Source organism: Azospirillum ramasamyi (assembly GCF_003233655.1).
Lineage (GTDB): Bacteria > Pseudomonadota > Alphaproteobacteria > Azospirillales > Azospirillaceae > Azospirillum > Azospirillum ramasamyi.
In genome coordinates, this window is sequence record NZ_CP029829.1 from 337,213 (window position 1) to 358,617 (window position 21,405).

The following is a 21,405-nucleotide window of genomic DNA, read 5'->3' on the forward strand; positions in this document are numbered from 1 at the left end:
AGCGGCGCCCCTCCACAGTCGCTTCGGAGCTCGCACGGTTCGCACGATGGCTAAAGTCAATCCCGCAGAATTCGCACGCGAGGTCCGCCGCGAGGTAGCCAGGGTTACTTGGCCCACCCGCAAGGAAACCGGCGTCACCACCGCCATGGTCTTCATCATGGTCGTTCTGGCCGCCCTGTTCTTCCTCGTCGTCGATCAGGTGCTGGCCTTCGCCATCCGCTTGATCCTTGGGCTGGGAGGCTGAGGCATGGCCGCGCGCTGGTACGTCGTTCACGTCTATTCCGGTTTCGAAAAGAAGGTCGCCCAGGCCATCCGCGAAAAGGCGGCTCAGAAGGGTCTGGAAGACAAGTTCGAGGAAATCCTGGTCCCGACCGAAGAAGTGGTCGAAGTGCGCCGGGGTTCCAAGATCAACACGGAACGCAAGTTCTTCCCCGGCTATGTCCTCGTCAAGATGGACCTGACCGACGAATCCTGGTCGCTGGTGAAGAACACGCCGAAGGTTACGGACTTCCTGGGTGGCGGCGGCAAGCCGCAGCCGATCTCCCAGCGCGAGGCCGAGCGGATCATCCATCAGGTGCAGGAAGGCTTTGAGCGCCCCAAGCCCTCGATCACCTTCGAGGTGGGCGAGCAGGTTCGAGTGAGCGACGGCCCCTTCACCTCGTTCAATGGCGTCGTCGAGGAAGTCGACGAAGAGAAGTCCCGCCTCAAGGTGGCGGTTTCGATCTTCGGTCGCTCCACGCCGGTCGAGTTGGAATACACGCAGGTCGAAAAGATCTAAGCGCAGGGTTCCAAAGTGTTTCGTGTCGGAGCTGCCGGTGTTCGCATCGGTGGCTCCATTCTGTTGCGGGAGGCTCGCCATGGCCGCACCGCAAAACCCCGCGACGCCGCGCCGGACCATCCGGTCGAGAGCGTGACGCGTCGTCCCAGGAGGTTGTGAGATGGCGAAGAAAATCGTCGGTTACATCAAGCTTCAGGTTCCGGCCGGAAAGGCCAACCCGTCGCCGCCGATCGGTCCGGCGCTCGGTCAGCGCGGCCTGAACATCATGGAGTTCTGCAAGGCGTTCAACGCCAAGACGGCGGACCTGGAAGTCGGCATGCCGATTCCCGTGGTCATCACCGCCTACGGCGACCGCACCTTCACCTTCGTGACCAAGACCCCGCCGGTTAGCTACTTCCTCAAGAAGGCGTCGGGCAAGGACAAGGGTTCGACGACCCCCGGCAAGGGCGGTTTCGTCGGCCAGGTCACGACCTCGCAGATCCGTGAGATCGCCGAGAAGAAGATGGTCGACCTGAACGCGCACGACGTCGACGCCGCCGCGACGATGATCGCCGGTTCCGCCCGCTCGATGGGCCTCGAAGTGGTGGAGGGCTGATCCTATGGCGAAGCTGGGCAAGCGTCTGACCGACGCCTACAAGAACGTCGACCGCGACTCCTTCTACTCGCTGGAACAGGCCGTCACCCTGGTGAAGGGTGCCGCCAAGGCCAAGTTCGACGAGACCATCGAGATCGCGATGAACCTCGGCATCGATCCGCGCCACGCCGACCAGATGGTCCGCGGTGTCGTGAACCTGCCGAACGGCACCGGCAAGACCGTCCGCGTGGCGGTGTTCGCCCGTGGCGCCAAGGTCGATGAGGCTCTGGCCGCCGGCGCCGACGTGGTCGGCGGCGACGATCTGGCCGAACAGATCCTGGCCGGCAACATCAACTTCGATCGCTGCATCGCCTCGCCCGACATGATGGGCGTGGTCGGCAAGCTCGGTAAGGTTCTCGGCCCGCGCGGCCTGATGCCGAACCCGAAGCTGGGCACCGTGACCCCCGACGTGGCCGGCGCCGTCAAGGCCGCCAAGGCCGGCGCGGTGGAGTTCCGTGCGGAGAAGACCGGTATCGTCCACGCCGGCGTCGGCAAGGTCAGCTTCTCGGAAGAGGCGCTGGTCCAGAACATCCGCGCCTTCGTCGATGCCATCACCCGCGCCAAGCCGACCGGTGCCAAGGGCCAGTACGTGCTCAAGGTGTCGCTGTCGTCGACCATGGGCCCGGGCCTGAAGCTCGACCTCGCCAGCGTGTCGGCTCCGGCCGCCGCCTGACGACCCTATTCGCCGCCGTCTGCCCTCGGGCAGCGGCGGTGACCGGGTGGACCGCCCAAAGGGAAGTTTCCTCGAGGGCACCCACCCACCCCTGTCCGAGACCGCTGGTGTCCGAACCCGACCGCAAGGGAAGGGGAGGGCTTAAAATCCACCCGCGCAGACGGGAGTTGAACCGTTTACCCCTCCGGCCCGCCGCGTTCCCGCGGTCGATCCGGTTCAGGAACGGCTTGAACTTCTGGGACAGGTTCGCCGGACCTCCGGCCCTTCGGGGATGGGGGTCCATGTACACCTCTGTGCAAGGAGGCGATCCGTGGATCGTACACAAAAAGAAGCGACGATCGCGGACCTGCAGTCGAAGCTCGCGGAGACGGGCCTGGTGGTGGTCACTCATCACCTGGGTCTGACGGTGAAGGAAGTCACCGATCTGCGTGCGAAGGTGCGGGCCGCGGGTGCCGGCTTCAAGGTGACGAAGAACCGGCTCGCCCGCCGCGCCCTTCAGGGCACGCAGTTCGAGGGTCTGGACGGTCTCTTCAAGGGCCCGACGGCGATCGCCTATTCGAAGGATCCGGTTGCGGCCGCCAAGGTCGTCGCCGAGTTCTCGAAGGCGAACGACAAGCTCCAGATCATCGGCGCCGGCCTCGGCAACCAGGTTCTCGACGCCGAAGGCGTCAAGGCCCTGGCGACCCTGCCGTCGCTGGACGAACTGCGCGCCAAGCTCGTGGGCATGATCCAGACCCCGGCGACCCGTATCGCCGGTGTCCTCCAGGCTCCGGGCGGCCAGGTCGCCCGCGTTCTGGCGGCCTACGCGAAGAAGGACGAGGCGGCCTGAGCCGCTCTGTCACAGTTTTATCTGAACCCAGAATACAAGTCGTTGGAGTAGTAAAATGGCTGATCTGCAGAAGCTCGTCGACGATCTGTCGGCCCTGACCGTCCTGGAAGCCGCCGAGCTGTCCAAGCTCCTCGAAGAGAAGTGGGGCGTCTCCGCCGCCGCTCCGGTGGCCGTCGCCGCCGCCGGCCCGGCCGCTGCCGCTGCCGCTCCGGCCGAAGAGCAGACCGAGTTCAACGTGATCCTCGCCGATGCCGGCGACAAGAAGATCAACGTGATTAAGGAAGTCCGTGCGATCACCGGCCTGGGCCTGAAGGAAGCCAAGGACCTGGTCGAGGGCGCTCCGAAGCCGGTCAAGGAAGGCGCCACGAAGGACGAGGCCGCCAAGATCAAGAAGCAGCTTGAAGAAGCCGGCGCCAAGGTCGATATTAAGTAAGACCTTGTTGCGTACGGATCATAAAGTACCACGCCGGACGGCGGTCGGTCCCCTCGGGGACCGGCCGCCGCACGGCGTTTTCTGCCTTCCGCCGGACCGGGCTCGCCCGGCCCGGCTCTTTCCGTCCCCATCATGGGGATGGCCCGCGCGGGCGCCCTCGGGACCGGTCGACACCAGTCGGCTTGATCCTACGGTCGGTTGAACGGTCGGTATAACGCGCATCACGTACAGACGTTTGGGGACATCCATGGCCAAATCCTTTACGGGTCGTAAACGTGTTCGGAAGAGCTTCGGGCGCATCCCGGAAGTCACCCAGATGCCCAACCTCATCGAGGTGCAGCGCAGCTCCTACGACCACTTCCTGCAAATGGACGTCGCCCCGGAAAAGCGGGCGAACCTGGGCCTGCAGGAAGTCTTCAAGTCGGTCTTCCCGATCAAGGACTTCTCCGACCGCGCGGTGCTGGATTTCGTCAAGTACGAGCTTGAGCAGCCGAAATACGACGTCGAGGAGTGCCAGCAGCGCGGCATGACCTTCGCGGCTCCGCTGAAGGTTACCCTGCGCCTGTCCGTGTTCGACGTCGAGGAGGACACCGGCCTCCGTTCGATCCGCGACATCAAGGAGCAGGACGTCTACATGGGCGACATGCCCCTGATGACGGCCAACGGCACCTTCATCATCAACGGCACCGAGCGCGTCATCGTCTCCCAGATGCACCGCAGCCCGGGCGTCTTCTTCGACCATGACAAGGGCAAGACCCACGCGTCGGGCAAGTATCTGTTCGCCGCGCGCGTCATCCCCTACCGCGGTTCCTGGCTCGACTTCGAGTTCGACGCCAAGGATCTCGTCTACGTGCGCATCGACCGCCGCCGCAAGCTGCCGGCCACCACGCTGCTGTTCGCCCTGGACAGCGCGGAGACCGTGGCTCTGCGCGCCGAGCGCAAGGCGAACCGCAAGGACCTGCTGCCCTACGAGGCGCAGGGCATGTCGAAGGAAGAGATCCTCAACTACTTCTACGACACCATCACCTACAGCCGCTCCGCCGGCGGCTGGAAGACCCCGTTCAGCGCCGAGCGCATGAAGGGCGTCAAGCTGGCGTCCGACCTGGTCGATGCCGCCACCGGCGCCATCGTCGCCGAGGCGGGCACCAAGATGACCCCGCGCGTCATCAAGAAGCTGGTCGAGGCCGGCCTGACCGAGCAGCAGGTCTCCACCGAGGAGTTGACCGGCCGCTATCTCGCCGTCGACATCATCAACGAGCGCACGGGCGAGGTCCTGTTCGAGGCCGGTGACGAGCTGTCGGCGAGCGACCTGGAGAAGCTGGAGAAGACCGGCGTCGACGAGCTGCCGGTGCTGGCGATCGACCATCTGAACGTCGGCGCCTACATCCGCAACACCATGTCGGCCGACCGCAACGCCAGCCGTGAAGACGCGCTGATCGACATCTACCGCGTCATGCGTCCGGGCGAGCCGCCGACCCTGGAATCGGCCGAGGCGCTGTTCTCGGGCCTGTTCTTCGACAGCGAGCGCTACGACCTGTCGGCCGTCGGCCGCGTCAAGATGAACGCCCGCCTGAACTTCCAGACGGACGACCAGATGCGCGTTCTCCGCAAGGAGGACATCCTGGAGATCCTGAAGGTTCTGGTGAACCTGAAGGACGGCCGCGGCGAGATCGACGACATCGACCATCTCGGCAACCGCCGCGTCCGCTCGGTCGGCGAGCTGATGGAGAACCAGTACCGCGTCGGCCTGCTGCGCATGGAGCGTGCGATCCGCGAGCGCATGAGCTCGGTCGAGATCGACACGGTGATGCCGCACGACCTGATCAACGCCAAGCCGGCGGCCGCCGCAGTGCGCGAGTTCTTCGGCTCGTCGCAGCTGTCGCAGTTCATGGACCAGACCAACCCGCTGTCCGAGATCACGCACAAGCGTCGTCTCTCGGCGCTCGGCCCGGGCGGTCTGACCCGCGAGCGCGCCGGCTTCGAGGTGCGCGACGTGCACCCGACGCATTACGGCCGCATCTGCCCGATTGAGACCCCCGAAGGTCCGAACATCGGTCTGATCAACTCGCTGGCGACCTATGCCCGCGTGAACCAGTACGGCTTCATCGAGAGCCCCTACCGCAAGGTCATCGACGGCAAGGTCACCAACGAGGTGGTCTACCTGTCGGCGATGGAGGAGGGCCGCTACGTCGTCGCCCAGGCGAACGCCGAGCTGAACCCCGACAACAGCTTCGCCGCCGATCTGGTGTCCTGCCGCCAGGGCGGCGAGTACCTGATGTTCCGGCCCGAGGCGATCGACCTCATCGACGTGTCGCCGAAGCAGCTGGTGTCCGTCGCCGCGGCGCTGATCCCGTTCCTGGAGAACGACGACGCGAACCGCGCGCTGATGGGTTCCAACATGCAGCGTCAGGCGGTGCCGCTGGTGAAGGCGGACGCGCCGCTGGTCGGTACGGGCATGGAGGCGACCGTCGCCCGCGACAGCGGCGTGACCATCGTCGCCAAACGCTCGGGCATCGTCGACCAGGTCGACGCCACCCGCATCGTCGTGCGCGCCACCGACAGCTCCGACAGCACGGCGCCGGGCGTCGACATCTACAACCTGCTGAAGTTCCAGCGTTCCAACCAGAACACCTGCATCACCCAGCGCCCGCTGGTGAAGGTGGGCGACCGGGTGAAGGCCGGCGACATCGTTGCCGACGGCCCGTCGACCGATCTCGGCGAGCTGGCGCTCGGCCGGAACGTGCTCGTCGCGTTCATGCCGTGGAACGGCTACAACTTCGAGGATTCGATCCTCATCAACGAGCGCATCGTCAAGGACGACGTCTTCACCTCGATCCACATCGAGGAATTCGAGGTCATGGCCCGCGACACCAAGCTGGGCCAGGAGGAAATCACCCGCGACATTCCGAACGTGGGTGAGGAAGCTCTGAAGAACCTCGACGAGGCCGGCATCGTCTACATCGGCGCCGAAGTCCGTCCGGGCGACATTCTGGTCGGCAAGGTGACGCCGAAGGGCGAAAGCCCGATGACGCCGGAAGAGAAGCTGCTGCGCGCCATCTTCGGCGAAAAGGCCTCCGACGTCCGCGACACCTCGCTGCGCCTGCCGCCGGGCGTGGTCGGCACGATCGTCGAGGTGCGCGTGTTCAGCCGCCGCGGCGTCGACAAGGACGAGCGCGCCCTGGCGATCGAGCGTGCCGAGATCGAGAAGCTGGCCAAGGACCGCGACGACGAGCGCGGCATCCTGGAGCGCAGCTTCTACACCCGCCTGAAGGAAGTGCTGATCGGCCAGACCGCCCAGTCCGGCCCGAAGGGCATGAAGGGCGGCACGGTCCTGACCGACGAGGTGCTGGCCGGCCTGTCGAAGGGCCTGTGGCGCCAGATCGCCATCGCCGACGAGCAGGTGATGGAGACGGTCGAGAACCTGGGCAAGGTGTTCGACGACTCGATCAAGGCCCTGCAGGACCGCTTCGAGAACAAGGTCGACAAGCTGCAGCGCGGTGACGAGCTGCCGCCGGGCGTCATGAAGATGGTCAAGGTCTTCGTCGCGGTGAAGCGCAAGCTGCAGCCGGGCGACAAGATGGCCGGCCGTCACGGCAACAAGGGTGTCGTCTCGCGCATCATCCCGCAGGAGGACATGCCCTACCTGGAGGACGGCACCCCCGTCGATCTGGTGCTGAACCCGCTGGGCGTGCCTTCGCGCATGAACGTCGGTCAGATCCTGGAAACCCACCTCGGTTGGGCGGCGTCGGGTCTCGGCAAGCAGATCGGCCGTGCGGTCGACCAATACCGTCTGGCGATCCGCCAGAAGGCCGAAGGCGCTCCCCAGCTGGAGGCGCTGCGCAGCACGCTGAAGTCGGCGTATGGCGAAGTGACCTACAACGAGGACATCGCCGACATGAACGACGCCGAGCTGCTGGAGCTGGGCGGCAACCTTCGCAAGGGCGTGCCCTTCGCGACGCCGGTCTTCGACGGCGCCCGCGAGGAGGACATCTGCGTCCATCTGGAACGCGCCGGCTTCGACCGGTCGGGCCAGTCGACGCTGATCGACGGCCGCACCGGCGAGACGTTTGATCGCAAGGTCACCGTCGGCTACATCTACATGCTGAAGCTGCACCACCTCGTGGACGACAAGATCCACGCCCGGTCGATCGGCCCCTACTCGCTGGTCACGCAGCAGCCGCTGGGCGGCAAGGCCCAGTTCGGCGGTCAGCGCTTCGGTGAGATGGAGGTCTGGGCGCTGGAAGCCTACGGCGCCGCCTACACGCTGCAGGAAATGCTGACGGTGAAGTCGGACGACGTGTCCGGCCGCACCAAGGTCTACGAGGCCATCGTCCGCGGCGACGACAACTTCGAGGCCGGCATTCCGGAGTCGTTCAACGTGCTGGTCAAGGAGCTGCGCTCGCTCGGCCTGAACGTCGAATTGAACCAGCGGTCCTACTGAGCCGATTTGACGTGACCAAACCCCGGAACGGCGCAAGCGCCGATCCGGGGTCATGCACTGCCCTTAACCGACAACGCGGCGATGCCAGCGGGAGACGGTCATGAATGAGTTGATGAACATTTTCGGCCAGGTCCAGGGGCCGCAGAGCTTCGATCAGATCCGCATCCAGATCGCGAGCCCCGAGCGGATCCGGTCCTGGTCCTACGGCGAGATCAAGAAGCCGGAAACCATCAACTACCGCACCTTCAAGCCGGAGCGCGACGGCCTGTTCTGCGCCCGCATCTTCGGCCCGATCAAGGACTACGAGTGCTTGTGCGGCAAGTACAAGCGCATGAAGTATCGCGGCATCATCTGCGAGAAATGCGGCGTCGAGGTCACGCTGTCGAAGGTCCGGCGCGAGCGCATGGGCCATATCGAGCTGGCGTCCCCGGTCGCGCATATCTGGTTCCTGAAGTCGCTGCCGAGCCGCATCGGCCTGCTGCTCGACATGACGCTCAAGGATCTGGAGCGCATCCTCTATTTCGAGAACTACGTCGTCATCGAGCCGGGCCTCACCCCGCTGAAGCTGCATTCGCTGCTGAACGAGGAAGAGTACCTGAACGCCCAGGACGAGTACGGCGAGGACGCCTTCACCGCGTCGATCGGTGCCGAAGCGCTGCGCATCATGCTGTCCGCGCTCGACCTCGACGAGGAGAAGAAGCGTTGCCGTGAGGATCTGCGCGACACCAACTCCGAAGCCAAGCGCAAGAAGCTGGTCAAGCGCCTGAAGCTGATCGACGCCTTCCTGGCATCGCAGTCGCGTCCGGAGTGGATGATCCTGGAAGTCATTCCGGTGATCCCGCCCGAACTGCGTCCGCTGGTCCCGCTGGACGGCGGCCGCTTCGCCACGTCCGACCTGAACGACCTGTACCGCCGCGTCATCAACCGCAACAACCGTCTGAAGCGGCTGATCGAGCTGAAGGCGCCGGACATCATCGTCCGCAACGAGAAGCGCATGTTGCAGGAGGCCGTCGACGCTCTGTTCGACAACGGCCGCCGCGGCCGCGTCATCACCGGCGCCAACAAGCGTCCGCTGAAGTCGCTGTCCGACATGCTGAAGGGCAAGCAGGGCCGCTTCCGTCAGAACCTGCTCGGCAAGCGCGTCGACTACTCGGGCCGTTCGGTCATCGTCGTCGGCCCGGAGCTGAAGCTGCACCAGTGCGGCCTGCCGAAGAAGATGGCGCTGGAGCTGTTCAAGCCCTTCATCTACGCCAAGCTGGAGCTGTACGGCCTCGCCTCCACCATCAAGGCGGCCAAGCGGATGGTGGAAAAGGAGCGTCCCGAGGTGTGGGACATCCTGGAAGAGGTCATCCGCGAGCATCCGGTGATGCTGAACCGTGCGCCGACACTGCACCGTCTCGGCATCCAGGCGTTCGAGCCGACGCTGATCGAAGGCAAGGCGATCCAGCTGCACCCGCTGGTCTGCACCGCCTTCAACGCCGACTTCGACGGCGACCAGATGGCCGTGCACGTCCCGCTGAGCCTCGAGGCCCAGCTGGAAGCGCGCGTCCTGATGATGTCGACCAACAACATCCTGTCGCCCGCCAACGGCAAGCCGATCATCGTGCCGTCGCAGGACATCGTCCTCGGCATCTACTACATCTCCATGGATCGCCCGGGTGAGAAGGGCGAGGGCATGGTGTTCGCCAACGTCTCGGAGATCGAGCAGGCGCTGAACGCCAAGGTCCTGTCGATCCATGCGAAGATCAAGGCGCGCTACGTCGGCGTGGACGAGGACGGCAACGAGCAGACCAGCATCGTCGAGACGACGCCGGGCCGCATGCTCCTGTCGGAGCTGCTGCCGCGTCACCCGAAGGTGCCCTTCTCGCTGATCAACCGCGTCCTCACCAAGAAGGACGTCGGCAACGTCATCGACGCCGTCTACCGCCATTGCGGTCAGAAGGAGACGGTGATCTTCGCCGATCGCCTGATGAAGCTCGGCTTCGGCCACGCCTGCCGCGCCGGCATCTCCTTCGGCAAGGACGACATGGTCATCCCCGCCGCCAAGGAGAAGCTGGTCAACGAGTCGAAGGAGCGGGTGAAGGAGTTCGAGCAGCAGTATCTCGACGGCCTCATCACCCAGGGCGAGAAGTACAACAAGGTCGTCGACGTCTGGTCGGAATGCACCGAGAAGGTCGCTTCCGAGATGATGAAGGCGATCTCGACCACCGAAGCCGGCAAGCCGGTCAACTCGGTGTACATGATGGCCCACTCCGGCGCCCGCGGTTCCGCCGCGCAGATCCGTCAGCTGGCCGGCATGCGCGGCCTGATGGCCAAGCCGTCGGGCGAGATCATCGAGACGCCGATCATCTCGAACTTCAAGGAAGGCCTGACCGTGCTGGAGTACTTCAACTCCACCCACGGCGCCCGCAAGGGTCTGGCCGACACCGCCTTGAAGACGGCGAACTCCGGTTACCTCACCCGCCGCCTGGTCGACGTGGCGCAGGACGCCATCATCGTCGAGCATGATTGCGGCACCGAGCGCGGCATCACCGTCAAGGCGGTGATCGATGGTGGCGAGGTCATCTCTCCGCTGGGCGACCGCATCCTCGGCCGCACCGTGGTCGGCGCGGTGATCGATCCGCTGAACGGCGAGTTGATCGTCGAGGACGGCGGCCTGATCGACGAGCCGACGGTCGACCGCATCGAGCGGTCGGGCATCGACTCGGTCAAGATCCGCTCGGTCCTGACCTGCGAGACCCGTGACGGCGTCTGCGCCAAGTGCTACGGCCGCGATCTGGCCCGCGGCACGCTGGTCAACACCGGCGAGGCGGTCGGCGTCATCGCGGCGCAGTCGATCGGCGAGCCGGGCACCCAGCTGACGATGCGTACCTTCCACATCGGCGGCGCGGCCCAGCGCGGTGCGGAGCAGAGCCAGATCGAGGCGGCGTTCGATGCGACGGTGCGGATCAACAACCGCAACGTCGTCATGAACTCGTCCGGTATCCCGGTGGTCATGGGCCGCAGCACCGAAGTGATCCTGCTCGACGAGCAGGGCCGCGAACGGGCGCGTCACCGCGTTCCCTACGGTGCGAAGCTGCTGGCCGACGACGGCGTGAAGGTCGAGCGCGGCGCCAAGCTGGCCGAGTGGGATCCGTACACCCTGCCGATCATCACGGAGCGCGCCGGTACCGCCCGCTACATCGACCTCGTGGAAGGTATCTCCATGCGCGAGGTGATGGACGAGGCGACGGGCATCAGCTCTAAGGTGGTGGTCGACTGGCGCCAGCAGCCGCGTGGTGCCGATCTGAAGCCGCGCATCGCGCTGGTGGACGAGCGGGGCGACCTGATCACACTGCCGAACGGCCTGGAGGCCCGCTACTTCATGTCGGTGGACGCCATCCTGTCGGTGGAGAACGGTGCCGAGGTCCGGGCCGGCGACGTGCTGGCGCGTATCCCGCGCGAGTCGTCGAAGACCCGCGACATCACCGGCGGTCTGCCGCGCGTGGCCGAGCTGTTCGAGGCGCGTCGTCCGAAGGACTTCGCCATCATCTCGGAGATGAGCGGCCGCGTCGAATTCGGTAAGGACTACAAGACCAAGCGCCGCATCGTCGTCCGCAATGACGAGACCGGCGACGAGAAGGAGTATCTGATCCCGAAGGGCAAGCACATCTCCGTGCAGGAAGGCGATTACGTCGAGCGCGGCGATCTGCTGATGGACGGCAACCCGGTGCCGCACGACATCCTGGCGGTGATGGGTGTGGAGGCCTTGGCCGACTACCTCATCAACGAAATCCAGGACGTCTATCGACTGCAGGGCGTGAAGATCAACGACAAGCACATCGAGGTGATCGTTCGCCAGATGCTGCAGAAGGTCGAGATCACCGACGCCGGCGAGACCACCTTCCTGGTGGGCGAACAGGTCGACCGTCAGGAGTTCGACGAGGAGAACGAGAAGACGGTGGCGGAGGGGCTGCAGCCGGCCCACGGCCATCCGGTTCTCCAGGGCATCACCAAGGCCAGCCTGCAGACGCGCTCCTTCATCTCGGCCGCGTCGTTCCAGGAAACCACCCGCGTCCTTACGGAAGCGGCCGTCGGCGGCAAGGTCGACAACCTGGAAGGCCTGAAGGAGAACGTCATCGTCGGCCGTCTGATCCCGGCCGGCACGGGCTCCGTGGTGAACCGCCTGAAGCTGATCGCCGCCGAGCGTGACCGCGAAGCGGCCCTGGAAGCCGGCGCTCCGGAGGAAACTCCGGCGCTGCCGACCCCGGGCGAGGAAAGCTCCGCGGCCTGATCTGTCGAACCGATCGAGTAGGGGAGGGGGCGCGTTCCGCAAGGGACGCGCCCTTTTTCTTTCGGCCTCGCAAAGGCACCGGCGCGGCGTCGCCGGACGGAAATACCGACCTTGACTCTCCCGCAGCCTTTCCCTACAGTCCGCGAACTTCAAAGGACGCCGGGGCTCTCCGTGCGTCCGCTTGAATCCACCGATCCCGCCGGTCGGAGCCATCCGATCGGCTTTCGCTCATTCGGCCCGCTCGGAACGGCAACGTTTCGCAGGCGGGCTTTTGCTTCGTCCGGCTCGTCCGGCCGAGTGATCTTGAAGGGATGAAGGGCAGATATGCCGACGATCAACCAGTTGATCCGTAAGCCGCGCGAGCCGTTGGCCGCGCGCAACAAGGTTCCCGCGATGGAGGCTTGCCCGCAGAAGCGTGGCGTCTGCACTCGCGTCTACACCACCACCCCGAAGAAGCCGAACTCGGCGCTCCGTAAGGTCGCCCGCGTTCGTCTGACGAACGGCTTCGAGGTGACGAGCTACATCCCTGGTGAGGGCCACAACCTCCAGGAACACTCGGTGGTCATGATCCGCGGCGGTCGTGTGAAGGATCTTCCCGGCGTTCGCTATCACATCATTCGCGGCACGCTGGATACCCAGGGCGTCAAGGATCGTAAGCAGCGCCGTTCGAAGTACGGCGCGAAGCGTCCGAAGTAAGGAGAACTCACGATGTCCCGTCGTCATCGCGCCGAGAAGCGTGAAGTCCTGCCGGACGCCAAGTATGGCGACCGCGTCCTGACGAAGTTCATGAACTGCCTGATGCTGGACGGCAAGAAGTCGGCCGCCGAAGGTATCGTCTACGGCGCCCTGGGCCGTATCGAGGTCAAGACCAAGAACGATCCCGTTCAGGTCTTCCATGATGCGCTCGCCAACGTGAAGCCGCACCTGGAAGTGCGCAGCCGCCGCGTCGGCGGTGCGACCTATCAGGTTCCGGTCGAGGTCCGTTCGGACCGCGCCCAGGCCCTGGCCATCCGTTGGCTGATCAGCGCCGCCCGCGCCCGTTCGGAAAACACCATGACCGAGCGTCTGTCGGGTGAGCTGCTCGACGCCGCCAGCCAGCGCGGCACCGCCGTGAAGAAGCGCGAAGATACGCACCGCATGGCGGAAGCCAACAAGGCGTTCTCGCACTACCGCTGGTAAGGTTCACGCCTGTCCTGGTGATTTTGCATGCCCCGTTCGCACGCCCTCGACCGTTACCGCAACATCGGCATCATGGCTCACATCGATGCCGGGAAGACGACGACGACCGAGCGCATCCTGTTCTATACCGGCAAGTCCTATCGCATGGGCGACGTCAATGACGGCACCGCCGTCATGGACTGGATGGAGCAGGAGCAGGAGCGGGGCATCACCATTACTTCGGCGGCGACGACCTGTTTCTGGCGCGATCACCGCATCAACATCATCGACACGCCCGGCCACGTGGATTTCACCATCGAGGTCGAGCGGTCCTTGCGTGTCCTGGATGGCGCTGTCGCCATCTTCGACGCGGTGGCGGGGGTCGAGCCCCAGACGGAAACCGTGTGGCGGCAGGCCGACAAGTACGGCGTGCCGCGCATGGCCTTCGTCAACAAGATGGACCGCGTCGGGGCAGATTTCCCCAACTGCGTCGCCATGATGGCCGACCGGCTGGGCGTAAGGCCGCTGGTCCTGCAGCTTCCCGTCGGCGTTGAAGCCGGCTTTTCCGGGATCGTCGATCTGGTCGCGATGCGCGCCACGATCTGGAAGGCCGAGACGCTCGGCGCGGAATTCGAACACACGGACATTCCCGAGGATCTGGCAGAAGCGGCAGCTAGCGCCCGTCAGGCGCTGCTGGAGGCTGTGCTCGACCTCGATGAGGCGGCGATGGCCGCCTATCTCGAGCGCGGCGAGGAGCCTTCGCCCGAAGCCCTGCGCAAGCTGATCCGCAAGGGCACGATCGCCGGCGCCGTGGTGCCGGTGCTCTGCGGCTCCGCCTTCCGCAACAAGGGCATCCAGCCGATGCTGGACGCCGTTGTCGATTATCTGCCGGCGCCCAACGACATCGGCGCGGTCAAGGGCCACGCGGTCGGCGGCGGGCGTGACGAGGAGCGGCCGGCCAACGACAGCGCGCCCTTCTCCGGCCTGGCGTTCAAGGTGATGAACGACCCCTATGTCGGGACGCTCACCTTCTGCCGCATCTATTCCGGCACAGTCACCGTCGGCGATTGGATGCTCAATCCCGTGAAGGGGGAGCGCGAGAAGATCGGCCGCATGCTGCTGATGCACGCCAACAGCCGCGAAGACATCGAACGCGCCCATACCGGCGACATCGTGGCCTTCGCCGGGCTGGAGCACACCGCGACCGGCGATACGCTGTGCGATCCTGCCAAGCCTATCGTGCTGGAACGCCTGGACGTCCCCGAACCGGTCATCGAGATCGTCATCGAGCCGCGGACAGAGGCCGACCAGGAGAAGATGGCGGCGGCGTTGAACCGGCTGGGCCATGAAGACCCGTCGATGCGCGTTTCCGTCGACCGCGAGAGCGGGCAGACCGTCATCCGCGGCATGGGCGAACTGCACCTCGACATCATCGTCGACCGGATGAGGCGTGAATTCCGCGTCGACGCCGCGGTCGGCACGCCCAAGGTGGCCTACCGCGAGACGGTGCTGCGTCCGGCCGAGGTGGACCACACCCACGCCCGCCAGACCGGAGACCGTGCGCAGTTCGCGTGGGTCACGCTCAAGGTGGAGCCCCTGGGCCGCGGCGCCGGCTTCGTTTTCGAGAACCGCGCAGCCGCGCTGCCGCGCGACTATGTCGCCGGTGTGCAGCGGGGGCTGGAAGCCGCCAAGGGCAGCGGCGTCGTCGCCGGTTACCCGGTCGTCGACGTCAAGGTGACCCTTGTCGGCGGCGAAACCCATGACGTCGATTCGTCGCCGCTGGCCTTCGAGTTGGCGGCGCGGGCCGCCTTCCGAGAGGCGATGACAAAAGCCGCTCCGGCCTTGTTGGAACCGCTGATGCGGGTCGAAATCATCACGCCGGACGACTATATGGGCGACGTCATCGGCGACCTGAACGGTCGCCGTGGACAGATCACCGGCATGGACCAGCGCGGCAACGCGCGAATCGTCACGGGACTGGTTCCCTTGGCGGCCATGTTCGGCTATGTGAACTCCCTGCGCTCCATGAGTCAGGGCCGCGCGCAGTACAGCATGCAGTTCGACCATTATGAGCCGGTGCCACAGGCCATCGCGGACGGCGTCCGCGCCAAGGTGGCCTGAAGACCGCTGGAACGATTGAGAAACGGAGAGACCAACCCATGGCCAAGGCAAAGTTCGAGCGGAACAAGCCGCACTGCAACGTTGGCACGATCGGCCACGTCGACCACGGCAAGACGTCGCTGACGGCGGCGATCACGAAGGTGCTGGCGGAGTCCGGCGGCGCCACCTTCACCGCTTACGACCAGATCGACAAGGCGCCGGAAGAGAAGGCGCGCGGCATCACGATCTCGACCGCCCACGTGGAGTACGAGACGACCAACCGCCACTACGCGCACGTCGACTGCCCGGGCCACGCCGACTACGTGAAGAACATGATCACGGGCGCCGCCCAGATGGACGGCGCGATCCTGGTCGTGTCGGCCGCCGACGGCCCGATGCCGCAGACCCGCGAGCACATCCTGCTGGCGCGCCAGGTCGGCGTTCCGGCTCTGGTGGTGTTCCTGAACAAGGTCGACATGGTCGACGATCCGGAGCTGCTGGAGCTGGTCGAGCTGGAAGTTCGCGAGCTGCTGTCCTCCTACCAGTTCCCGGGCGACGACATTCCGATCACCAAGGGTTCGGCCCTGTGCGCGCTGGAAGACCGTCAGCCGGAGATCGGCCGCGACGCCGTTCTGGCTCTGATGAAGACGGTGGACGAGTACATCCCGCAGCCGGAGCGTCCGAAGGACCGTCCGTTCCTGATGCCGATCGAAGACGTGTTCTCGATCTCGGGCCGCGGCACCGTGGTGACCGGCCGTGTCGAGCGCGGCATCGTGAAGGTCGGTGACGAAGTCGAGATCGTCGGGCTGAAGGACACGGTGAAGACGACGGTGACCGGCGTCGAGATGTTCCGCAAGCTGCTCGACTCGGGTGAGGCCGGCGACAACATCGGCGCGCTGCTGCGCGGCACCAAGCGCGAGGACGTCGAGCGCGGCCAGGTTCTGGCCAAGCCGGGTTCGATCACCCCGCACACCAAGTTCAAGGCCGAAGCCTACATCCTGACGAAGGAAGAGGGCGGCCGTCACACCCCGTTCTTCACCAACTACCGTCCGCAGTTCTACTTCCGTACGACGGACGTGACGGGCATGGTCTCGCTGCCGGAAGGCGTCGAGATGGTGATGCCGGGCGACAACGTCGCCATGGACGTCGCTCTGATCGCCCCGATCGCCATGGACGAGGGCCTGCGCTTCGCCATCCGCGAGGGCGGCCGCACCGTCGGCGCCGGCGTCGTTGCCAAGATCGTCGAGTGATGACCGTCCGGCAGTCGCCGTAAGGCGTCCGCCGGAGGGAAGGGTAGGGCGGCGGGAGCGAACCCGCTGCCGGTTGCAAGAGACGGGCCGTCCTCCCCGCGCAAGCGGGAAGGACGGCCCGCCCGGTTCTAGCCATCGGGCGTCGGCATTCGGGTCCGTCCGCCTGTCGATCCGGCTTCCTCCCTAACGGGGGAGATTCAGGATTGACACGCGGGCGCTGAAGGCCTAGAGATTACGCCCTCTGGATTTTGGGTTGGTGGTAGGCAGCTTCGGCCTAGACGCAGCCCGAGACGAACGGCACGGCGCGCCTCATCGGGGCGCGCCATCTGCTGAACGGAACATCCCCTTCGGGCATCCGCCGCGGGGGATGTTCTTTTTCGTATCGGCCCGTCGCATTGGTCACTGTGTCGCCCGTCGGCCCCGCTTCGGTGGTTCGGCGCGCGGCCTTGCGCTGTCGGCGAAGCCCCAAAGCAGCTCGTGGAGTTCCGGTGACGCGTCCGCGTCATCGCTAGAAGGTGCAAGGGACGTTTGGACATGGACAGCCAGAACATCCGCATCCGTCTGAAGGCGTTCGATCATCGCGTGCTCGACCAGTCGACCAGCGAGATCGTCAACACCGCCAAGCGGACCGGCGCGCGCGTGCGGGGCCCGATCCCCCTGCCGACGCACATCGAAAAGTTTACCGTGAACCGCTCGCCGCACATCGACAAGAAGTCGCGTGAGCAGTTCGAGATCCGCACCCACAAGCGCCTGCTCGACATCGTCGATCCGACGCCGCAGACCGTGGATGCGCTGATGAAGCTCGACCTCGCCGCCGGCGTCGACGTCGAGATCAAGCTCTGATTTTGGTTGGTAAGGGACCTCTCCATTCACGGACGTCCCTGGTCAGGAGATAAAGAACAATGCGATCCGGTTTGATCGCGCAGAAGGTCGGCATGACCCGCGTCTTTACGGACGACGGCCAGCATGTTCCGGTCACTGTGCTGAAAGTCGACAGCTGCCAGGTCGTCGCCGTTCGCACCGAGGAGAAGGATGGCTACACCGCCGTCCAGCTCGGCGCGGGCGCCATCAAGGTGAAGAACGTCAACAAGCCTGAGCGTGGGCATTTCGCCAAGGCGCGTGTGGAACCGAAGCGCAAGCTGGTCGAGTTCCGCGTCGATGCCGATGCCCTGATCGAGGTTGGCGCCGAGCTGTCGGCCGCCCACTTCGTCGCCGGCCAGTACGTCGACGTCACCGGCACCTCCATCGGCAAGGGCTTTGCCGGTGCGATGAAGCGCTGGAACTTCGGTGGTCTGCGCGCCACGCACGGCGTGTCGGTGTCGCACCGCTCGCACGGTTCGACGGGTAACCGTCAGGATCCCGGCAAGGTCTTCAAGAACAAGAAGATGGCCGGTCATCTCGGTGATGAGAGGGTTACGGTCCTGAACCTTCAGGTCGTCGCCGTCGACGAAGCTCGTGGTCTGATCATGCTCAAGGGTGCCGTCCCCGGCGCCGAGGGCGGTTGGCTGCGCATCCGTGACGCCGTCAAGAAGAAGGCTCCGGAAGGCCTGCCCTTCCCGGCCGGCATCAAGTCTGCTCCGGCGGCGGAAGCCCCGGCCGAGACGCAGGAGTGAGCGCCATGAAGGCCACGATCAAGAACCTGAACAACGAAGCCGTCGGCGAGATCGAGCTGTCGGAAGCCGTGTTCGGCCTGCCGACCCGCACCGACCTGCTGGCCCGCATGGTGAACTGGCAGCTGGCCAAGCGCCGCTCCGGCAACCATAAGACCAAGGGCATCAGCGAGATCAGCGGCACGACCAAGAAGCCCTACTCGCAGAAGGGCACCGGTCGCGCTCGCCAGGGCTCCATCCGTTCGCCGCAGTTCCGCGGCGGTGCGACCATCTTCGGGCCGGTGGTGCGTTCGCACGCCCACGACCTGACCAAGAAGGTCCGCAAGCTGGCGCTCAAGACTGCCCTGTCGGCCAAGGCCGCCGAGGGCAAGCTGATCGTTCTCGAGGCTGCCGCTGCCGAGACGCACAAGACCAAGGAACTGGCCGCCCGTCTGGCCACCCTCGGCCTGACGTCCGCGCTGATCATCGATGGCTCGAACCTGGACGAGAACTTCGCCAAGGCTTCGCGCAACATCCCGCTGATCGACGTGCTGCCGGAGCAGGGCGCCAACGTCTACGACATTCTCCGCCGCGACACGCTGGTCCTGACCCGCAACGCGGTCGAGCAACTGGAGGCTCGCCTGAAATGAGCAAGCAGTCGAAACCTGCGGTGAGCCAGGAGCGGATGTACGACCTGATCCTCGCTCCCGTCATCACCGAGAAGTCGACGTTGGTGTCGGAGCACAACCAGGTCACGTTCCGCGTGCCGCTCACGGCCTCCAAGCCGGAGATCAAGGCCGCCGTTGAAGGTCTCTTCAACGTCAAGGTGACCGCGGTCAACACCCTGGTTTCCAAGGGCAAGACCAAGCGGTTCCGCGGCATCATCGGTCGTCGCTCGGACTTCAAGAAGGCCGTCGTCACCCTCGCCGAGGGTAACAAGATCGACGTGACCACGGGCATCTGAGCGGGAGTGTGATCCGATGGCTCTGAAGCAATACCGCCCGATTACGCCGTCGCTCCGCCAGCTGGTCATCGTCGACCGCTCGGAGCTGTGGAAGGGCAAGCCGGTCAAGACCCTCACCGAGGGCCTGACCAAGTCTGGTGGCCGCAACAACACCGGCCGCATCACTGCGCGCCGCATTGGTGGCGGTCACAAGCGGACCTATCGTCTGGTGGACTTCAAGCGTCGCAAGTTCGACGTTCCGGCCACCGTCGAGCGGCTCGAGTATGATCCGAACCGCACGGCCTTCATCGCGCTGATCAAGTACCAGGATGGGACTCTGTCCTACATCCTGGCGCCGCAGCGCCTGAAGGTGGGCGACACGGTGATCTCGGGCGAGCGCGTCGACGTGAAGCCCGGCAACGCCATGCCGCTGAAGAACATCCCCGTCGGTTCGATCGTGCACAACGTCGAGCTGAAGGCCGGCAAGGGTGGTCAGGTGGCTCGTTCCGCCGGCACCTACCTGCAGCTGGTCGGCCGCGACGGCGGCTACGCCCAGCTGAAGCTGCCGTCCGGCGAGCTGCGCATGGTTCGCGGCGAGTGCATGGCCACCCTCGGTGCCGTGTCCAACCCGGACCAGATGAACACCAACCTCGGCAAGGCCGGTCGCAAGCGCTGGCTCGGCAAGCGTCCGTCGGTCCGCGGCGTCGCCATGAACCCGATCGATCACCCGCACGGTGGTGGTGAGGGTCGTACCTCGGGCGGCCGTCATCCGGTCACGCCGTGGGGCAAGCCGACCAAGGGCAAGAAGACTCGTAGCAACAAGAAGACGGATGGCCTGATCCTGCGCCGCCGTCATTCGAAGTAAGGAGGTCGAACGATGGCACGCTCCGTTTGGAAGGGCCCGTTCGTCGACGGCTATCTGCTGAAGAAGGCGGACAAGAGCCGGGCTTCGGGTCGCAACGAGATCATCAAGATCTGGTCGCGTCGTTCGACCATCCTGCCGCAGTTCGTCGGTCTGACGTTCGGCGTCTACAACGGCCACAAGTTCCTGCCGGTTCTGGTTACCGAGCACATGATCGGTCACAAGTTCGGCGAGTTCGCTCCGACGCGGACCTTCTATGGCCACGCGGCGGACAAGAAGGCGAAGAGGAAGTAAGCCATGGGCAAGTCTGCCAATCCCAGCCGGATCGCGGAGAACGAGGCTCTGGCCCGCAATCCGATGATCCGCACCAGCCCGCGGAAGCTCAACCTCGTCGCCCAGCTGATCCGGAACATGGATGCCAGCCGCGCCGTGGCGGAGCTGACCTTCTCCAAGCGCCGCGTCGCCGGCGAGGTGAAGAAGGTGCTGCAGGCCGCGATCGCGAACGCAGAGAACAACCACCAGCTCGACGTCGACCGTCTGTACGTGTCGTCGGCGACGGTCGGTCGCGCTCTGGTGATGAAGCGCTTCCACGCCCGTGCCCGCGGTCGCGGCGCCCGGGTCGAGAAGCTGTTCAGCAACCTGACGATCATCGTTCGCGAGCGTGACGCCGCCGTTGCCGAGGGGGCCGAGTAATGGGTCAGAAAATCAATCCGATCGGGCTGCGCCTCGGCATCAACCGGACTTGGGACAGCCGTTGGTTCGCCAAGCGCGACTACGCCAATCTGCTGCACCAGGACCTGAAGCTGCGTGGCTATCTGCAGGGCCGCCTGCAGCAGGCCGGCTGCTCCCGCGTGGTCATCGAACGTCCGGCCAAGAAGGCCCGCATCACCATCCACTCGGCTCGTCCGGGTGTGGTGATCGGCAAGAAGGGCGCGGACATCGAGAAGCTGCGTCAGGAGCTGTCGAAGATGACCGGCAGCGAGGTGAGCCTGAACATCGTTGAGATCCGCAAGCCGGAAATCGACGCTCGCCTCATCGCCGAGAACATCGCCAGCCAGCTCGAGCGCCGCGTGGCATTTCGTCGCGCCATGAAGCGTGCCGTGCAGTCCGCCATGCGTCTGGGCGCCCAGGGCATCCGGATCAACTGCTCCGGCCGTCTCGGCGGTGCGGAAATCGCCCGCATGGAGTGGTACCGCGAAGGCCGCGTTCCGCTGCACACCCTGCGCGCCGACATCGATTACGGTGTCGGCACCGCCAAGACCACCTACGGCACCTGCGGTGTCAAGGTGTGGGTGTTCAAGGGCGAGGTCATGGCTCACGACCCGATGGCGCAGGACAAGCGCATGGGTTCCGAGCCGGTGTCGACCGACGGCGAGCCGCGCCGCGATCGTCACGATCGCCGCGACCGTCGCGAGCGCTCCGAGCGCTCCGAACGCGAGTAA

Annotated in this window: 20 protein-coding genes; all 20 read left to right on the forward strand. The window is 65.4% G+C overall.

All coding sequences use genetic code 11. The features are described 5' to 3' along the window. The first annotated feature begins 46 nt into the window (after positions 1-46). The 20 genes from secE to rpsC all read left to right on the forward strand — a co-directional run bounded on the left by secE (position 47) and on the right by rpsC (position 21,405). Positions 47-244: a preprotein translocase subunit SecE gene (secE, locus tag DM194_RS01525; RefSeq protein ID WP_111065616.1), complete on the forward strand. Its 198-nt coding sequence runs from the start codon at positions 47-49 to the stop codon at positions 242-244. Between the two features lie 3 nt (positions 245-247). Beyond that, on the forward strand, positions 248-778 hold the full coding sequence (gene nusG / locus DM194_RS01530) for a transcription termination/antitermination protein NusG (RefSeq protein ID WP_014246877.1): 531 nt from the start codon (positions 248-250) through the stop codon (positions 776-778). Positions 779-938: 160 nt separating this feature from the next. Next, positions 939-1,373, forward strand: a complete 435-nt coding sequence (rplK, locus tag DM194_RS01535; protein WP_111065617.1) for a 50S ribosomal protein L11 — start codon at positions 939-941, stop codon at positions 1,371-1,373. A gap of 4 nt (positions 1,374-1,377) precedes the next feature. Further along, positions 1,378-2,085 (forward strand): 50S ribosomal protein L1, encoded by a 708-nt coding sequence (gene rplA / locus DM194_RS01540; protein ID WP_111065618.1) that lies wholly within the window; start codon positions 1,378-1,380, stop codon positions 2,083-2,085. 310 nt (positions 2,086-2,395) lie between these two features. Next, positions 2,396-2,914 (forward strand): 50S ribosomal protein L10, encoded by a 519-nt coding sequence (gene rplJ / locus DM194_RS01545; RefSeq protein ID WP_085088107.1) that lies wholly within the window; start codon positions 2,396-2,398, stop codon positions 2,912-2,914. A 55-nt stretch (positions 2,915-2,969) separates the two neighbouring features. Continuing rightward, positions 2,970-3,347, forward strand: coding sequence for a 50S ribosomal protein L7/L12 (rplL, locus tag DM194_RS01550; protein WP_111065619.1), 378 nt, complete (start codon positions 2,970-2,972; stop codon positions 3,345-3,347). A gap of 247 nt (positions 3,348-3,594) precedes the next feature. Continuing rightward, positions 3,595-7,788 (forward strand): DNA-directed RNA polymerase subunit beta, encoded by a 4,194-nt coding sequence (gene rpoB, locus DM194_RS01555; protein ID WP_111065620.1) that lies wholly within the window; start codon positions 3,595-3,597, stop codon positions 7,786-7,788. Positions 7,789-7,888: 100 nt separating this feature from the next. After that, complete coding sequence (gene rpoC, locus DM194_RS01560) at positions 7,889-12,061, forward strand: DNA-directed RNA polymerase subunit beta' (RefSeq protein ID WP_111065621.1); 4,173 nt, start codon at positions 7,889-7,891, stop codon at positions 12,059-12,061. 324 nt (positions 12,062-12,385) lie between these two features. Then, positions 12,386-12,757: a 30S ribosomal protein S12 gene (gene rpsL / locus DM194_RS01565; protein ID WP_012973201.1), complete on the forward strand. Its 372-nt coding sequence runs from the start codon at positions 12,386-12,388 to the stop codon at positions 12,755-12,757. A 12-nt stretch (positions 12,758-12,769) separates the two neighbouring features. Next, positions 12,770-13,240 (forward strand): 30S ribosomal protein S7, encoded by a 471-nt coding sequence (gene rpsG, locus DM194_RS01570; RefSeq protein ID WP_012973202.1) that lies wholly within the window; start codon positions 12,770-12,772, stop codon positions 13,238-13,240. Positions 13,241-13,267: 27 nt separating this feature from the next. After that, positions 13,268-15,340 (forward strand): elongation factor G, encoded by a 2,073-nt coding sequence (gene fusA / locus DM194_RS01575; protein ID WP_111065622.1) that lies wholly within the window; start codon positions 13,268-13,270, stop codon positions 15,338-15,340. Positions 15,341-15,378: 38 nt separating this feature from the next. Next, a complete protein-coding gene (tuf, locus tag DM194_RS01580; protein ID WP_111065615.1) occupies positions 15,379-16,569 on the forward strand; it encodes an elongation factor Tu in 1,191 nt (396 codons plus the stop codon). Positions 16,570-17,103: 534 nt separating this feature from the next. Beyond that, positions 17,104-17,412, forward strand: a complete 309-nt coding sequence (gene rpsJ / locus DM194_RS01585; RefSeq protein WP_012973204.1) for a 30S ribosomal protein S10 — start codon at positions 17,104-17,106, stop codon at positions 17,410-17,412. Positions 17,413-17,471: 59 nt separating this feature from the next. Then, positions 17,472-18,182, forward strand: a complete 711-nt coding sequence (rplC, locus tag DM194_RS01590; protein WP_044549480.1) for a 50S ribosomal protein L3 — start codon at positions 17,472-17,474, stop codon at positions 18,180-18,182. 5 nt (positions 18,183-18,187) lie between these two features. Beyond that, a complete protein-coding gene (gene rplD / locus DM194_RS01595) occupies positions 18,188-18,808 on the forward strand; it encodes a 50S ribosomal protein L4 (protein ID WP_111065623.1) in 621 nt (206 codons plus the stop codon). Next, a complete protein-coding gene (locus tag DM194_RS01600; RefSeq protein ID WP_111065624.1) occupies positions 18,805-19,122 on the forward strand; it encodes a 50S ribosomal protein L23 in 318 nt (105 codons plus the stop codon). Before rplD ends, DM194_RS01600 begins: the two co-directional genes overlap by 4 nt. Before the next feature lie 16 nt (positions 19,123-19,138). Continuing rightward, positions 19,139-19,966: a 50S ribosomal protein L2 gene (gene rplB / locus DM194_RS01605; RefSeq protein WP_111065625.1), complete on the forward strand. Its 828-nt coding sequence runs from the start codon at positions 19,139-19,141 to the stop codon at positions 19,964-19,966. A gap of 12 nt (positions 19,967-19,978) precedes the next feature. Next, the gene (gene rpsS / locus DM194_RS01610) at positions 19,979-20,257 is read left to right on the forward strand and encodes a 30S ribosomal protein S19 (protein ID WP_012973209.1); all 279 of its coding nucleotides are present in this window, start codon (positions 19,979-19,981) and stop codon (positions 20,255-20,257) included. A gap of 3 nt (positions 20,258-20,260) precedes the next feature. Then, positions 20,261-20,656, forward strand: a complete 396-nt coding sequence (rplV, locus tag DM194_RS01615) for a 50S ribosomal protein L22 (RefSeq protein ID WP_109110121.1) — start codon at positions 20,261-20,263, stop codon at positions 20,654-20,656. Further along, the gene (gene rpsC, locus DM194_RS01620) at positions 20,656-21,405 is read left to right on the forward strand and encodes a 30S ribosomal protein S3 (RefSeq protein ID WP_014246893.1); all 750 of its coding nucleotides are present in this window, start codon (positions 20,656-20,658) and stop codon (positions 21,403-21,405) included. Before rplV ends, rpsC begins: the two co-directional genes overlap by 1 nt.